Below are 15,382 nucleotides of genomic sequence, written 5' to 3' on the forward strand. Positions count from 1 at the left end.
ATGGCCGAAGCACTCGTGGAGCGGCGCTCCATCGACGTAGTCCCCGACGAGGAACGTCACGGCACGGCGTTCTCGCAGTTCACGCTCTGGCTCGGCGCGAACCTCCAGATCACCGCCGTCGTGACGGGCGCACTCGCCGTCGTCTTCGGCGGGGACGTGGTCTGGTCGCTCGTCGGTCTCGTCGTCGGCAACCTGCTGGGCGGCGCCGTCATGGCGCTGCACTCGGCGCAGGGCCCCAGGCTCGGTCTGCCGCAGATGATCCAGTCACGCGCCCAGTTCGGCGTGCGCGGCGCGGTCGTCCCGCTGCTCCTGGTGATCCTGATGTACGTCGGGTTCTTCGCGAGCGGCAGCGTGCTCGCCGGACAGGCCGTCGGCGAGCTGACGCACACCGGCGACACCACGGGCATCGTCGTGTTCGCCCTGGTCACCGGGGCCATGGCGACCGTCGGCTACCGCGTCATCCACGCGCTCGGCCGGGTCGCCAGCATCGTGTGCGCCGTCGCCTTCGTCTACCTCGGCATCCGGCTCCTGGACCGGGTCGACCTGTCCGCGCTGCTGCACGACGCGCACTTCGACGCCCCGATGTTCCTGCTCGCCATCTCGCTCTCCGCGTCCTGGCAGCTCGCCTTCGGCCCGTACGTCGCGGACTACTCGCGCTATCTGCCCCGCACGACGTCGGCGAAGTCCACGTTCTGGTGGACGCTGTCGGGGTCGGCGATCGGCTCGCAGTGGTCGATGACGTTCGGCGTCCTCGTCGCGGCGACGGCGGGCGCGAAGTTCCTCGACAACCAGGTCAGCTACGTGGTCGGCCTCGGCGGCGCCGGGGTCATCGCCTCGTTCCTGTACTTCGTGATCGCGCTCGGCAAGCTCACCATCAACGTGCTCAACACGTACGGCGGCTTCATGTCGATGGTGACGAGCGTCAGCGGTTTCCGCGGCCAGAAGGTCCTCTCGCAGGGCGCCAGGGCCGCGTACATCGCGCTGATCATGATCGCGGGCACGGCGGTCGCGCTGGTCGGCAAGGACAGCTTCCTGTCGTCCTTCAAGGACTTCCTGCTGTTCCTGCTGACGTTCTTCACGCCCTGGTCGGCGATCAACCTGGTCGACTACTACCTGATCTCCAAGGAGCGGTACGACATCCCGGCCCTCTCCGACCCGCACGGGCGCTACGGGGCCTGGCGCTGGGACGCGCTCACCGTGTACGCGGTCGGGCTCCTCGCGCAGCTCCCGTTCCTCGCCACGCACTTCTACACGGGCCCCCTCGTCGAGCCGCTCGGCGGCGCCGACGTCTCCTGGATCGTGGGCCTCGTGGTGCCGGCCGTCCTGTACTGGGCCGTGGCCCGGCGCAACACGGCGCACATCCCCGAGCGGACGCTGCGTGAGCCGGTGGTGGCGGAGTAGGGCCCGGCCCAGGGACAAGAGGGGGGCTAGCCCCACTGCCACGGCGGGATTCACTCCGTACCGTAGGCCGGTATGGAAGCCCGTGACGCCGAACTCAAGAAGGAACTCGACGCCACCCTGCATGCGCGCAGGGAACTCGGCGAAGAGTACGAGTCCGCGCTCGTCGACTCGTTCCTGGACAAGGTCGAGCAGCGCCTCGACGGTGCCGTGGACCGCCGCGTGCGGCGGCAGCTGGCGGAGCAGCAGATGGTCGTCGCCCGCGGCGCGCGCTCCCCGCGCGGCGACAGCGACAGCTGGGGCGAGCGCTTCGGCTTCGGCGTCGTCTCCCTGGTCCTCGCCATCCCGCTGTCCGCGATCGCCGTCGTCAACGCCGATCTCCCCGGCCTGCTGATCGCCTGGACGGGCATCGTCGGCGTGAACGCGCTGCACGCGGTGCGGGGGATGCCGAGGTTCGGGTCGCGCAAGGAGCGCGACTCCTCGGACTGGGAGGACTGAGCCCCGCACGCGCGGGGGACGCCGCACCCGGCGGGGCGCGGCGCCGTCCCTGAGCGGGCGGGAGGGCCTGGAGGCTCAGACGTCCAGCTCCGCCTCGATCTTCTTCAGCTGGTGGCGTGCCATCGCCAGGTTCGCGCGGCTCGAGTCGAGGACCAGGTACAGGAAGAGGCCGTTGCCGGATCGCCCCGACAGGAGGCGGATCAGGTGGTACTGGGTGCCGAGCGTGATCAGGATGTCCTCGATCTCGTCCTTGAGGCCGAGGTGCTCCATGGTGCGGAGCTTCGCCCGTACGACGTCGGTGTTGCCCGCGGCGGCCACTTCGAGGTCGAAGTCCTTGCTGCCGCCGATGGTGCCGAGCGCCATGCCGCTCGTGTAGTCGACGAGCGCGGCGGCGGTGGCGCCTTCGATCGAGGTGACGGCGTCCTTGAGGGCGGCTTCGGTGTTGGCCATGGTCGGTCCTTTCGAGGGATGCACGTGTGCGGTGGAGTCGTTCAGGAAGCGGACGGGGGCGGTACGGGGCGTGTCGGCAGCCGCTGTTGCCGGGGCGACGGCCGTGCCTGGCGCCGGTCGGGCGCCGGCCGAGGTTCGACGGGTGTCAGGACGTCCGCCACGAGTTCGCCGATACGCGCCCCGGAGCGGCGGCCCTCCAGATGCAGGCGGCCGACGCTGACCTGGTCGTCCGCGAGCAGCGTCAGGACCGCCGACGGGCCGGCCGCGTAGGTGGCCACATAGCCGTGCGTGCCGCGCACGAGGAGTTCGCGGAGGTTGCCGCGCCCCGTCGCGTCGGCCATGCGCAGGGCCACACCGAGTGAGGCGGCGGTGAGCGCGGCGAGGGACTCGGCCTCCACGCCCGGGGTGTCCTGGGCGAGGACGAGCCCGTCGACACCCGCCGCGAGCGCACCCGTGAGGCGGGGCATGCGAGCCCTCAACCGGTGCAGTTCTTCGAGGACTTCGGCCTCGGCCGTCATCAGCTGTCTCCTCTCGGCACGCTGGCGGAGCGCGCGTCTCACAGGGCCTCCAGCGCGTCTCTGAGGCGGCGTAACAGGGCGACATCGGCGTCGGCCGACGCCGCGCCCGCCCAGGCGGGCACGGCCGGGGCGGGCGGCAGCGGACGCGGCGCCGCAGCCCGTACGAGGCCGGCGGCGGCGAGCCTGCGCAGATCCACCAGGGTGTGGAAGGCGGGCCTGCCGAGGACGTGGGAGATGTCGGCCGCGGTGCGCGCCCCGTCCACCAGGGCGAGTACCGCGCGCTGGCGCGGCGGCACCGCGGGGCTGTGGCCGCCGCCGTCCCGTTCGAGGGGTGCCGTGTCGGTCGCGGCGTCGGGCCGGATGCCGTGCAGCAGCTCGCGCCGGCGCAGCGTCTCGGCCTCCACCGACGCGACGGAGACGGGGTGGACGGTGCCGAACCAGTGGGCGGCGCCGTAGCGGAAGCGGGCCGGGGCGCCGCTGGGCGCGAGGGCGAAGAACGCGGCGTCGTAGAGGGCGCCCAGGTGGCACAGTTCGAGCGCGCCGTCGGTGAGCCGGCCGCTCTCCACGAGGTACCGGCCGACCCGCTGCCGTGTCCCGGCCGCGTCGACGGCCTCCCACCAGCCGTCGGGGTGCAGGGTGCCGCCGGTGGTGAGCAGGACGTCGATGCCGGGCGTCGCGGGGCTCTCGGCGTGCACGACCTGTCCGTCGGCGAGGTAGAGCGTGCCGCGGTCGCGCAGCAGGGCGCCGGTGGCCCGCTCCTCGGCGAGGCGGCGCAGCATGGGGGAGACCCCGGCCGGTGCCGCGGTGCGCCCCTCGGCCCTGGCCGCTGCCGTCGCGGTCACCCGAGCACCAGCCGGTCCGCCATCTCGCCGAGCCGGATGCGGGACAGCGCCAGGTTGCCCTGTTCCCGGTCGAGCCACAGATGGAGGAAGACGCTGCTGTCGAACGTGGTCCGCACGAAGCGCAGCACGTGATAGCCGTCCCGGCTGGTGACGATGACGTCCTCGACCGGCGGCTCGCCGGCGGACCAGTCGGCGCCGCCGGCGGGCGCGAAGGCGCGGTGCTCGGCCGTCATCCGGGCCAGCTCGGCGGCTTCCGCGGCGGTCGCCTCGTGGTCCCCGTTCGGTGAGTCCCCGACGGTGCCGAGGGCGAGCCCGCTGGTCCAGTCGACCACGGAGGCACCCCGCGCACCGGGCAGCCGCATGGCTTCCAGCAGGCACTCGTCGATTCCGGGCACACCGGACTCCTCCCGTACGTGACGTTCGGCCGTGTGCACGACGCTACGCAACGTACGGAGGCCAGGTGAGGGTTCTGGCATTTTCCAGTGGAACATGCGTGGATCTACTAAAATCCGCCAACCGGCTTGATATCCGCGGGAGTCGGGGTGCCGCCCTGCCCGGAGGAAGCCCCTCCGCATGGCCCCCGCAGCGCCTCCGTAGCGCCCCCTCAAGGCCCCGGCAGTGCCTCCGGCGCATCGCCGCCCGACTCCCTGACGATCTCTGTGACCAGGCGATCACCCCTGTCCGGCGCGGCGGCGCGGCAACCGGCCGCGGAGATGTATTGACTAGCTCTATTCAGAACGCCAGGATGTGAATAATCACGGCAACAGTTTCTAGGAGGCAGCCATGTCAGGACCCCGCCCCGTACGAGCCCCGCGCGGTACGGAACTGAACACCCTGGGATGGCAGCAGGAGGGCGCCCTGCGGATGCTCATGAACAACCTCGACGCGGAGGTTGCCGAGCACCCCGACAAGCTGGTCGTCTACGGGGGCACCGGCAAGGCGGCCCGGTCCTGGGAGGCGTTCGACGCGATCGTGCGCACGCTCAAGACGCTGAAGGCGGACGAGACCCTCCTCGTGCAGTCCGGCAAGCCGGTCGGCGTGATGCGCACGCACGAGTGGGCGCCGCGCGTGCTGCTCGCCAACTCCAACCTGGTGGGCGACTGGGCCAACTGGGAGGAGTTCCGCAAGCTGGAGGCCGAGGGCCTGACCATGTACGGCCAGATGACGGCCGGTTCGTGGATCTACATCGGCTCGCAGGGCATCGTCCAGGGTACCTACGAGACCTTCGGCGCCGTCGCCCGCAAGAAGTTCAACGGCACCCTCGCCGGGACCATCACCCTCACCGCCGGCGTCGGCGGCATGGGCGGCGCCCAGCCCCTCGCGGTCACCATGAACGAGGGTGTCGCCATCTGCGTCGACGTCGACGAGACCCGCATCGACCGCCGCATCGGCACCCGCTACCTGGACGTGAAGGCCGACAACCTGGACCACGCCCTAGAGCTCGCGGTCCAGGCCCGTGACGAGCGCCGCGGCCTGTCCATCGGCGTGGTGGGCAACGCCGCCGAGATCTTCCCGGAGCTGCTGCGCCGCGAGGCCCCGATCGACATCGTCACCGACCAGACCTCCGCCCACGACCCGCTGGCCTACCTGCCCGTCGGCATCTCGGTCGAGGACTGGGACAAGGAGCGCGAGGCCGACCCGGCCGGCTTCACCGACAAGGCGCGCCACTCGATGCGCCTCCACGTCGAGGCCATGATCGGCTTCCTCGACCGCGGCGCCGAGGTCTTCGACTACGGCAACTCCATCCGCGACGAGGCCCGCAAGGCGGGCTGCGAGCGCGCCTTCGACTTCCCCGGCTTCGTCCCGGCGCACATCCGCCCGCTGTTCGAGGAGGGCCTCGGCCCGTTCCGCTGGGCCGCCCTGTCCGGCGACCCGGAGGACATCGCCAAGACCGACAAGGCGATCAAGGAGCTGTTCCCGGAGAACAAGCACCTGCACCGCTGGATCGACATGGCCGCCGAGCGGATCGCCTTCGAAGGCCTGCCCGCGCGCATCTGCTGGCTCGGCTACGGCGAGCGTCACCTGGCCGGTCTGAAGTTCAACGAGATGGTCGCCTCCGGCGAGCTCTCCGCCCCGGTCGCCATCGGCCGCGACCACCTCGACTCCGGCTCGGTCGCCTCCCCGTACCGCGAAACCGAGGCCATGAAGGACGGCTCCGACGCCATCGCCGACTGGCCGCTGCTCAACGCCCTGGTCAACACGGCCTCCGGTGCCTCCTGGGTCTCCATCCACCACGGCGGCGGCGTCGGCATGGGCCGCTCCATCCACGCCGGCCAGGTCTGCGTCGCCGACGGCACCGAGCTGGCCGCGCAGAAGATCGAGCGCGTCCTCACCAACGACCCGGCGATGGGCGTCATCCGCCACGTCGACGCGGGCTACGAGCACGCGGCCGAGGTCGCGGCCGAGCGCGGGGTGCGGGTGCCGATGCGCGAGGGTGACGACGCGTGACGAGCTCTTCCTTCGGCGAGATGTGGCGCGACCTCGCGCCCATCGGCCGCAACAACGAGAGCGGCGGCTACCGCCGCTACGCCTGGACCGCCGCCGACACCGACTGCCGGGCCTGGTTCAAGGCGCAGGCCGAGTCCCGGGGCCTGACCTACGAGCTCGACCGCAACGGAAACCAGTGGGCCTGGCTCGGTGACCCGGCCGCCGGGGACGCCGTCGTCACCGGTTCCCACCTGGACTCCGTACCGGACGGCGGCGCGTTCGACGGGCCCCTCGGGGTCGTGTCGTCCTTCGCCGCCCTCGACGAACTCCGCCGCAGGGGAGCGGAGTTCACCCGCCCCCTCGCCCTCACCAACTTCGGTGACGAGGAGGGGGCCCGGTTCGGCCTGGCCTGCGTCGGCTCCCGCCTCACCGCGGGCCGGCTCACCCCCGAGCAGGCGGCGCAGCTGCGGGACGGCGACGGCGTCAGCCTCCCGCAGGCCATGGAGCGGGCGGGCTACGACCCGGAGGCGATCGGCCCCGACCCCGAGCGGCTCGCGCGCATCGGCGCCTTCGTCGAGCTGCACGTGGAGCAGGGCCGCGCCCTGGACCTGTCCGGCGACGCCGTGGGCGTCGCGAGCGCGATCTGGCCGCACGGCCGCTGGCGCTTCGACTTCCGCGGCGAGGCCAACCACGCGGGCACGACCCGTCTCGTGGACCGCCGCGACCCGATGCTGTCGTACGCGCAGACCGTCCTGGCGGCCCGCCGCGAGGCGGAACTCGCGGGCGCCGTCGCCACGTTCGGCAAGATCTCCGTCGAGCCGAACGGCGTCAACGCCATCCCGTCCCTGGTCCGCGGCTGGCTCGACTCCCGCGCCGCCGACCAGCAGACCCTCGACACGGTCGTCACGGCCGTCGAGAAGGCGGCCCGCGAGTACGCCGACGCGCACGGCATCGACCTGGAGACCGTGCGCGAGTCGTTCACGCCGGTCGTCGAGTTCGACCACGCGCTGCGCGACGAACTCGGCCGCATCCTCGGCACCGACGACAAGCTCACCGTCCCGGTCCTCGGCACCGGCGCGGGACACGACGCCGGAATCCTCGCGGACTCCGTGCCGACCGCCATGCTGTTCGTGCGCAACCCCACGGGCGTCTCGCACTCCCCGGCCGAACACGCCGCGGAGGACGACTGCCTCGCCGGGGTGAACGCACTCGCCGACGTACTGGAGGGCTTGGCGTGCAGGTGACGTACTGGCTGGAACATGCCTGGCTCGACCCGGAGGTCGAGCCGGGCGTGGTCGTCGAGGTGTCGCAGGACGGCCGCATCGCGGACGTGCGCACCGGCGTCGACACCCCGCCCCCCGGCGCGACCGTGCTGCGCGGCCTGACGGTCCCCGGCCTGGCCAACGCCCACAGCCACGCCTTCCACCGCGCCCTGCGCTCCACCGTCCAGGTGGGCTCGGGCACGTTCTGGACGTGGCGCGAGGTCATGTACTCGGTCGCCGACCGGCTGACCCCGGACACGTACCACGCGCTCGCCAGGGCGGTGTACGCGGAGATGGCGCTCGCCGGGATCACCGCCGTCGGCGAGTTCCACTATCTGCACCACGCGCCGGGCGGCACCCCGTACGACGACCCCAACGCGATGGGGGAGGCCCTGATCGCGGCCGCCGTCGACGCCGGCATCCGCATCACGCTCCTCGACACGGCGTACGTTTCGTCGGGCTTCGGCAAGGAGCCCGACCGGCACCAGCGGCGCTTCTCCGACGGCACCACCGAGGCGTGGGCCGAGCGGGCCACGCTCCTCAAGGACCGCGACCACGCACGCATCGGCGCGGCGATCCACTCCGTGCGGGCCGTCCCCGCGGACCAGCTCGGCACGGTCGCCGAGTGGGCGAGGACGCGCGGCGCGCCCCTGCACGTCCACCTCTCCGAGCAGACCGCGGAGAACGAGGCGTGCCTGGCCGCGCACGACTGCACGCCGACCCGGCTCCTCGCGGACCACGGCGTGCTCGGCCCGGACACCACGGGTGTCCACAACACGCACCTCACCGACGAGGACATCGCCCTGCTCGGCGGTTCCGGCACGGGCACGTGCATGTGCCCCACCACGGAACGCGACCTGGCCGACGGCATCGGCCCCGCCGTCGCCCTCCAGAAGGAGGGCTCACCGCTCTCCCTGGGCTCGGACAGCCACGCCGTCATCGACCTCTTCGAAGAGGCGCGGGCGATGGAGCTGAACGAGCGGCTGCGCACGCGCACCCGGGGCCACTGGACGGCGGCGGCCCTGCTGCGCGCCGCCACGGCCGACGGGCACGCGGCGCTCGGCTGGACCGACGCCGGACGGATCGAACGCGGGGCCCTCGCCGACTTCACGACGGTGGCCCTGGACTCCGTACGCACAGCGGGCCCGCTGCCGCGCCTCGGGGCGGAGACAGCGGTGTTCGCGGCGTCGGCCGCGGATGTCCGGCACACGGTCGTGGGCGGCCGCCAGGTGGTCCGTGACGGGCAGCACGAGCTGGTCGGGGATGTCGCGGGGGCGCTGACGGCGGCGATCGGGGCGCTGCGGGCGTAGAGCTCCCCCAGCCCGCCCCTTCCCGAATGTCCTCGAACGCCGGACGGGCTGACACCACAGCCCTTCCGGCGTTCGAGGATTCCCCACCCGCGGAGAGGAACCATGACCACCACCGTCATCACCAACATCGGCTCCCTGGTCACCAACGACCCGGCCCAGGGCGACAGCCCTCTCGGTCTCGTCGAGCACGCGGCCGTCGTCATCGAGGACGACCGGATCGCCTGGGTGGGGCCGCAGGCGCAGGCGCCGGCGGCCGACGCCACCCACGACGCCGAAGGCCGCGCCGTCATCCCCGGCTTCGTCGACTCGCACTCCCACCTGGTGTTCGCGGGCGACCGCACCCAGGAGTTCAACGCCCGCATGTCGGGCCGCAGTTACTCCGCCGGAGGCATCCGTACGACGGTCGCGGCCACCCGCGCCGCCACGGACGCGGAGCTGGAGGCGAACCTCACCCACTACCTCGCCGAGGCGCTGCGCCAGGGCACGACGACGTTCGAGACGAAGTCGGGCTACGGCCTGACCGTCGAGGACGAGGCGAGGGCGCTGCGCATCGCGGCGCGGCACACCGACGAGGTCACCTACCTCGGCGCGCACATCGTGTCGCCGGACTACGCGGACGACCCGGCCGCCTACGTCGCGCTCGTCACCGGCGAGATGCTGGACGCCTGCGCCCCGCACGCCCGCTGGGTCGACGTCTTCTGCGAGAAGGGCGCCTTCGACGGCGACCAGGCCCGCGCGATCCTCAAGGCCGGCCAGGCCCGCGGCCTGCACCCGCGCGTCCATGCGAACCAGCTCAGCTACGGGCCCGGGGTCCAGCTCGCCGTCGAGCTCGACGCGGCGAGCGCCGACCACTGCACGCACCTCACGGACGCGGACGTCGACGCCCTCGCGAACGGCGGGACGGTCGCCACGCTGCTGCCCGGCGCCGAGTTCTCGACGCGCGCCGAGTGGCCCGACGCCCGTCGTCTCCTGGACGCGGGAGCGACCGTGGCGCTGTCCACGGACTGCAACCCGGGCTCGTCCTTCACGTCCTCGGTGCCGTTCTGCATCGCCCTGGCCGTACGGGACATGGGGATGACGCCGGACGAGGCGATCTGGGCCGCGACGGCGGGCGGCGCGCGGGCGCTGCGCCGCGACGACATCGGCCGCGTGGCGCCGGGCGCGTACGCGGACCTGGCTCTGCTCGACGCGCCGAGCCATGTGCACCTGGCGTACCGGCCGGGCGTGCCGCTGGTGTCGGCCGTCTGGCGGCGCGGGGTGCGCGCCGCCTGACCGGGCACACACGCCGCCTCCGCACGCACACGCCGCCTCCGCGCCGAGTGCGCGGAGGCGGCGGAGGTCAGTCGGCCGGCGTGACGGCTATTCCTCCAGCGTGAGGCCCTTGCGCAGGCGTACCAGCGTGCGCGAGAGCAGCCGCGACACGTGCATCTGGGAGATGCCCAGCTCGTCACCGATCTCCGACTGCGTCATGTTGGCGACGAAGCGCAGGGAGAGGATCTTCCGGTCCCGGGAAGGGAGTTCGGCGATCAGGGGCTTCAGGGACTCGACGTACTCGATGCCCTCGAGCTCATGGTCCTCGTACCCGATGCGGTCCGCGAGCGCGCCCTCGGAGTCGTCCTCCTCGGGCTGTGCGTCCAGGGAGCTGGCCGTGTAGGCGTTGGAGGCGGCCATGCCCTCGACGACCTCGTCGTTCGTGATGCCCAGGCGCTCGGCGAGCTCGCCCACCGTCGGTGCGCGGTCGAACTGCTGGGCGAGTTCGTCGCCCGCCTTGGCAAGGTCGAGACGAAGCTCCTGGAGCCGCCGCGGAACGCGGACCGACCAGGACGTGTCGCGGAAGAAGCGCTTGATCTCGCCGACGATGGTCGGCATCGCGAACGTGGGGAACTCGACGCCACGGCTCAGCTCGAAGCGGTCGATCGCCTTGATCAGGCCGATCGTGCCGACCTGGATGATGTCCTCCATCGGCTCGCTGCGGGAGCGAAACCGGGACGCCGCGAACTTCACCAGGGCGAGATTGAGTTCAACCAGCGTGTTACGGACATACGAATACTCGTGGGTGCCCTCTTCGAGGGACTCCAGCCGCCCGAAGAGCGTTTTTGACAGGGCCCGTGCGTCCCGGGGAGCCACCTCGTCGAAAGGCGGGATCTCCGGCAAGCCGGCCAGGTTGTCGAAGGCCTCGTGTTCCGGTGGGGGTGTCGACGTCGACGCCTGGTCAGTACGCGATTCGTCGAGCCGGGGTGACATGATGTCCTCCATCGTTCTCGGCATATGGCTGCCGATGCCAATACGTGCACTGCGGTGTGCGGCGCCTCCGTAGCCGGCCGTGGTTGAAACTGTCCTTACTAGGCCTACCCGCTTTTACGCTCCGCCCGCAAGTGCGTTCTGTCAGTAAATGTCCGATTCCTAGGGGTTGTTCGGGTACCGGAGGGCGTAGCAAAGGCGTAGTGTTCGAGGGCGTCAATGAACAGCCACGACGGTCGAGCAGACTCGGAAGAGAGAGACGTCATGGACCGCGGGACAGTCGGCAGCGCGCATCGGGGCCGGCTTCTGGTCGAGGTGCGGGAAGAGGGCGCCAGCGCCGTCGTGACTCCGGTGGGTGAGCTGGATCACCACACCGCAGATCTATTGCGAGAACCCCTGGAGAGCTGTCTCACAGCCGGATTCTCACGGCTGGTGATCGACTGCTCACGGCTGGAGTTCTGTGATTCGACCGGGCTCAATGTGCTGCTCGGCGCCCGCCTCAAGGCGGAAGCCGCCGGCGGCGGAGTCCATCTGGCCGGGATGCTGCCCGTGGTGGCCCGGGTCTTCGAGATCACCGGCGCGGAGGCCGTCTTCACCGTCCATGAGTCGCTGGACGCGGCTCTCGGCGAATGACGGGACGCGTACGCAGGTGAAGCACGGAAGTTACGCGTCAGTTGTCTCTACGTGATCGAGGCGTTACCAGCGTCACACCGACCATGCCGAAGAAGTGGGTGTTCTCGCGGATCGGCCGGGCAGGAGACATGCTGGGTCCCACGCCGGACCGCGCCGCCACGGCGGATCATTTCCACACATCACACGTCAAGAGTCTCGGTGAGGTGAAGTGCTGATGGGCACCACCCGGCCTTACTCGCCGGGCGACCGCGGCCCGGAGCCGGAAGCCGCCGGTGATACCGGTGGCACGCCAGGTCTGCCCCCCGCCGACGTCGGGCGGGCAGCCAGGCACCAGAGCCGCAGGCTGAACCTGGTCGGGGCGGCCGGCATCGTCCCCCTGGCCCGCGACTTCACCCGTGAGGCGCTGCACGCATGGGGCTGGATGCCGGCAGGCACCGCCGACCGGCGGGCCGCCGCCGAGGACGTCCTGCTCGTCGTCTCCGAGCTGGTCACCAACGCCTGCCTGCACGCCGAGGGCCCCGACGAGCTGCGCATCTCCTGCGACAGCAAGGTGCTGCGCATCGAGGTCTCCGACCGGGGAGCCGGGCAGCCCGCGCCCCGGACCCCGCACCGCGCCGGACGCCCCGGTGGGCACGGGATGTTCATCGTGCAGCGCCTGTGCATGGACTGGGGCGTCGTCAGGGCCGCAGGCGTCCCCGGTAAGACCGTCTGGGCCGAAGTCGGGGCGCCCGCCTGACCGGAGCCCTTGGGGGGCTTGGGGTTACCCCGGGTTCGTACGTCTCTTCGCGCGCGCCGGATCCCATCGGATCCGGCGCGCACTTATGTCTTCCCTCGACAAGGTCCCCGGCGTACCTTGAGCGCCCAATCTGATGTGCCGTCAGTAACTTGGCGCGTGCAACTCAGGAACTCCCGGCATGAGGGGAACTCGAGGTGTCGTACCGGACGTACCAGAAGCGAACGGCAGGGCTCGCGCTCGCCGCGGCCCTGGGCTGTGGCGCGGCTTCCACGGTGCTGCTGGCCGCACCCGCAGCCCACGCCGATGTGCAGGACGTCAACTACCAGTGCAAGACGCCGATCGGGAACAAGGGAGCGGTCTCCCCGATCGACATCAAAGGCGTGAAGAGCGGCAGCGGCTACAAGATCACCATGTCCTTCCAGAAGGGCGTCTCGTCCAGCCCGGTCGAGCTCGGCAAGGGCGCGATGAAGCCCAGCGCCGTCATCAAGCTGGGCGGCGCGGAGAGCGGTTCCCTGCCGGTGTCCGGGCCGCCGAACGCGGAGGCGGTCCCCGCCAACACCCCCATCAAGATCAGCGACTTGTCGGGCACCTACACGCCGGCCAAGAGCGGCAAGGTCACCTTCACGGCGGGCGTCCTCACCATCAAGGCGCTCGGCACCACGACCACGTGCACACCCGCGAACAGCCCGAAGCCGTCACTGACCCTGGACGTCAAGTCGTCCGGGGGCGGCGGCACTTCGGGCGGCTCGCAGAGCACCCCGTCCGGCGGCGAACTGCCGCAGACCGGCCCCGAGGACTCCGCGATCGCGCTCGGCACCCTCGGCGGCACGGTGCTGCTCGCGGGCGCGGCGGGCGTGCTGTGGCTGACGCGGCGCAACCAGGCGGCGCGCTGACCTCGGCGGCCGTGCCCGTCCGACACCCGTTCGCGAACCTGGAGCCGCCGATGCCGTCCAGTCCCCGGGCCCGCGCCCGCCTGCGCGCGCTGTGCGGGGCCGCCGTCCTGCTGACCGCGGGAGCGGGGGCCCCGGCGGCCGCGGCCGGTACGGCGCCCGCGTGGTCGGTCGCCCCGTCGGCGGGCGGCGGCACCAGGCCCGCGACGGACGGGCGACCCTACTTCTACGCGGAGGGGGTGCCCGGCGCCGTGCTCCAGGACAAGGTGGCCGTCACCAACCCCGGCGGCCGCCCCCTGACCGTAAAGCTGCGGGGCGCCGACGCCGACAACACCGGCACCGGCGCCCTCTCCCTGCGCACGAAGTCGACCGACACGGGCGCGTGGATCACCTTCGCCAGGCGCGAGGTGAAGATCCCGGCGCGCACCCGCGCCGAGGTGCCCTTCACCGTCACCGTCCCGGCCGACGCCACACCCGGCGACCACCCCGGCGCCGTCGTGGCGAGCGCGAACGGGCGCGACACCGGGGTCAGCGTCCATCTGCGGGTCAGCGGCCCCACCCTGTCGGCGCTCACCGTCGAGCGGGTGCGGGTCACCGGCGGCCGGATCTCGTACGACCTCGTCAACCGCGGCAACACCGTCCTGACGCCGAGGCTGGCCGTGCGTGCCGACGGCGTACTCGGCCGGGCGCTGGACCGGCGTCCGCGCACGCTGCCGGTCGAGCTGCTGCCCGGCCGCCGCGTCACCCTCAGCGAGCCCTGGAAGAACGCCCCCGTCCTCGACTCGGTCCGGGTGCGGCTCACGGTCACGGCCGGGGGCGGCGCCCACGACGAGGCGACGGCGACGAAGCGGTTCGTGCCGTGGGCGGCGGTCGCGGGAACGTGCGCCGTGATCCTGGCCGCCGGAGGCGCGGCCTTCTGGCTCGTACGCCGACGGCGGCATGCGAACGGCGAGAACGGCGCGGACAGCGGAAGCAGCGAGAACGGCGCGGACAGCGGGAACCACGGGAGCCAAGAGATCCAAGGGAGTTGGTCATGAACCGCCGCCACCGCTGCGGGCCCCGGCTGTGGGCGGCAGCGCTCGTCCTGGTCACCGCGCTCGGCCTCGTCGCCCTGCCGCAGCTGACCGCCTCCGCCGCCTCCGCCGCGGAAGGGCCGGCCGTCACGCTGTCCAAGTCCCAGGCGGGGACGGGTGGTTCGATCACCGTCAGCGGCTCCGGGTGGCGTTCCAAGACGCTGCTCATGATGCTCATCTGCGGCCGGTCCGAACCCGGCAGGGGAGTCATCGGCGGCACGAACTCCTGCGCCAACGCCGACGGCCGCGCCGTCACCACCGGGGACAAGGGCACCTTCAGCAAGAAGCTCCCGGTCGCCGAGCCGCCCGTGCCCTGCCCGTGCGTCGTCCACGTGGCGACCGTCACCGGCGACAAGGCGCAGGCGGACGCGGTGCTCAAGGTCGCGGGCCATCCGGTCAAGGCGCTCCCCACGCAGTCGGGCGGCGGGAAGCTGTCCGTCCTCACCGATACGCGGCTCGACGGTTCGAGCGGCGTCCTGACCTGGTTCGGCGCCCCGGCGTCGCGCACCTTCGTCTTCACCGTCGGCAACGTCGGCTCGGCCCCCCTCAAGGACCCGGTCTTCCAGGTCGGCACCTCCCACGGCGTGTTCGCCCCGCAGTGGGAGGACCAGCAGTGGCGCGGCACGATCGCCCCCGGCAGGAAGGCGCAGATCAAGCTGCCCGTCGAGCTCACCTCGGGGGCGCACGGCAACTACCTGGTCTCCCTCAAGTTCGGCGGCAAGGTCCTCGCCGAGCAGCCGTGGGGCGTGGGCCGCCCCTGGGGCGTGACGCTCTTCTGGATCCTGCTCTGCGTCGTCGTACCGGCCGCCGTGTTCCGTATCGGGATGGCCGTCGTCGAACGCGTACGCCCCCGGCGGTCCGGCGGCGCGGGCCGGCACCGCGGTGGCCTGCGCCTGTCCGAAGTGACGGCGCGGCTGCCGAGGTTGACCCTCCCGGAATCGTCCCGCCGCTCCACGGACAGGGGTCCCGGCCCCACCGCGGCTTCTACTTCTACGGCCCTGCCCTGGTTCACCCCGGACACCGATCCGGGCGCACCGGCCGGTCAGCTCTCCGCACCGTCAGACAACAGCCCGACAACGAAGGGAAACACGTGAGCACCCAACG

The 15,382-nt window shown here is 72.0% G+C and carries 16 protein-coding genes; 11 read left to right on the plus strand and 5 right to left on the minus strand.

What is annotated here, in order from left to right; all coding sequences use genetic code 11:
- Nucleotides 1-1,401, plus strand: coding sequence for a purine-cytosine permease family protein (locus CG723_RS37050; protein WP_100597927.1), 1,401 nt, complete (start codon nt 1-3; stop codon nt 1,399-1,401).
- Between the two features lie 72 nt (nt 1,402-1,473).
- Nucleotides 1,474-1,896, plus strand: a complete 423-nt coding sequence (locus CG723_RS37055) for a hypothetical protein (RefSeq protein WP_100597928.1) — start codon at nt 1,474-1,476, stop codon at nt 1,894-1,896.
- 75 nt (nt 1,897-1,971) lie between these two features.
- Here CG723_RS37055 and CG723_RS37060 read toward each other — a convergent pair whose 3' ends face one another.
- The 4 genes from CG723_RS37060 to CG723_RS37075 are packed head-to-tail and all read right to left on the minus strand — an operon-like array spanning nt 1,972 to nt 4,101.
- Nucleotides 1,972-2,346, minus strand: a complete 375-nt coding sequence (locus tag CG723_RS37060) for a hypothetical protein (protein WP_100597929.1) — start codon at nt 2,344-2,346, stop codon at nt 1,972-1,974.
- 41 nt (nt 2,347-2,387) lie between these two features.
- Nucleotides 2,388-2,864 carry a roadblock/LC7 domain-containing protein gene (locus CG723_RS37065; RefSeq protein WP_100597930.1) on the minus strand — a complete coding sequence of 159 codons (477 nt, stop codon included), beginning with the start codon at nt 2,862-2,864 and terminating at the stop codon, nt 2,388-2,390.
- A 38-nt stretch (nt 2,865-2,902) separates the two neighbouring features.
- Entirely contained in the window at nt 2,903-3,706 is an 804-nt protein-coding gene (locus tag CG723_RS37070) for a transcriptional regulator (protein ID WP_199842042.1), read from the minus strand.
- Complete coding sequence (locus CG723_RS37075; RefSeq protein ID WP_100597931.1) at nt 3,703-4,101, minus strand: hypothetical protein; 399 nt, start codon at nt 4,099-4,101, stop codon at nt 3,703-3,705. The genes CG723_RS37070 and CG723_RS37075 overlap by 4 nt, the downstream gene beginning before the upstream one ends.
- Before the next feature lie 388 nt (nt 4,102-4,489).
- Here CG723_RS37075 and hutU point away from each other — a divergent pair, with 388 nt between their 5' ends.
- The 4 genes from hutU to hutI all read left to right on the plus strand — a co-directional run bounded on the left by hutU (nt 4,490) and on the right by hutI (nt 9,977).
- Nucleotides 4,490-6,154 (plus strand): urocanate hydratase, encoded by a 1,665-nt coding sequence (gene hutU / locus CG723_RS37080; protein ID WP_100597932.1) that lies wholly within the window; start codon nt 4,490-4,492, stop codon nt 6,152-6,154.
- Nucleotides 6,155-6,174: 20 nt separating this feature from the next.
- The gene (locus CG723_RS37085) at nt 6,175-7,377 is read left to right on the plus strand and encodes an allantoate amidohydrolase (protein WP_100597979.1); all 1,203 of its coding nucleotides are present in this window, start codon (nt 6,175-6,177) and stop codon (nt 7,375-7,377) included.
- The gene (locus tag CG723_RS37090; protein ID WP_100597933.1) at nt 7,368-8,705 is read left to right on the plus strand and encodes a formimidoylglutamate deiminase; all 1,338 of its coding nucleotides are present in this window, start codon (nt 7,368-7,370) and stop codon (nt 8,703-8,705) included. The genes CG723_RS37085 and CG723_RS37090 overlap by 10 nt, the downstream gene beginning before the upstream one ends.
- A 102-nt stretch (nt 8,706-8,807) precedes the next feature.
- A complete protein-coding gene (hutI, locus tag CG723_RS37095) occupies nt 8,808-9,977 on the plus strand; it encodes an imidazolonepropionase (protein WP_100597934.1) in 1,170 nt (389 codons plus the stop codon).
- 87 nt (nt 9,978-10,064) lie between these two features.
- Here hutI and CG723_RS37100 read toward each other — a convergent pair whose 3' ends face one another.
- Entirely contained in the window at nt 10,065-10,949 is an 885-nt protein-coding gene (locus CG723_RS37100) for an RNA polymerase sigma factor SigF (protein WP_100597980.1), read from the minus strand.
- Between the two features lie 261 nt (nt 10,950-11,210).
- Here CG723_RS37100 and CG723_RS37105 point away from each other — a divergent pair, with 261 nt between their 5' ends.
- The 5 genes from CG723_RS37105 (at nt 11,211) to CG723_RS37125 (ending at nt 15,372) form a co-directional block, all read left to right on the plus strand.
- A complete protein-coding gene (locus tag CG723_RS37105; protein ID WP_100597935.1) occupies nt 11,211-11,579 on the plus strand; it encodes an STAS domain-containing protein in 369 nt (122 codons plus the stop codon).
- A gap of 214 nt (nt 11,580-11,793) precedes the next feature.
- On the plus strand, nt 11,794-12,315 hold the full coding sequence (locus CG723_RS37110; RefSeq protein ID WP_100597981.1) for an ATP-binding protein: 522 nt from the start codon (nt 11,794-11,796) through the stop codon (nt 12,313-12,315).
- A 194-nt stretch (nt 12,316-12,509) separates the two neighbouring features.
- Nucleotides 12,510-13,208, plus strand: coding sequence for an LPXTG cell wall anchor domain-containing protein (locus tag CG723_RS37115; protein WP_100597936.1), 699 nt, complete (start codon nt 12,510-12,512; stop codon nt 13,206-13,208).
- Between the two features lie 50 nt (nt 13,209-13,258).
- Nucleotides 13,259-14,242 (plus strand): COG1470 family protein, encoded by a 984-nt coding sequence (locus CG723_RS37120; protein WP_199842044.1) that lies wholly within the window; start codon nt 13,259-13,261, stop codon nt 14,240-14,242.
- A complete protein-coding gene (locus CG723_RS37125; RefSeq protein WP_100597937.1) occupies nt 14,239-15,372 on the plus strand; it encodes a hypothetical protein in 1,134 nt (377 codons plus the stop codon). Before CG723_RS37120 ends, CG723_RS37125 begins: the two co-directional genes overlap by 4 nt.
- Nucleotides 15,373-15,382 lie beyond the last annotated feature (10 nt).

The organism is Streptomyces sp. CB01635 (genome assembly GCF_002803065.1).
Lineage (GTDB): Bacteria > Actinomycetota > Actinomycetes > Streptomycetales > Streptomycetaceae > Streptomyces.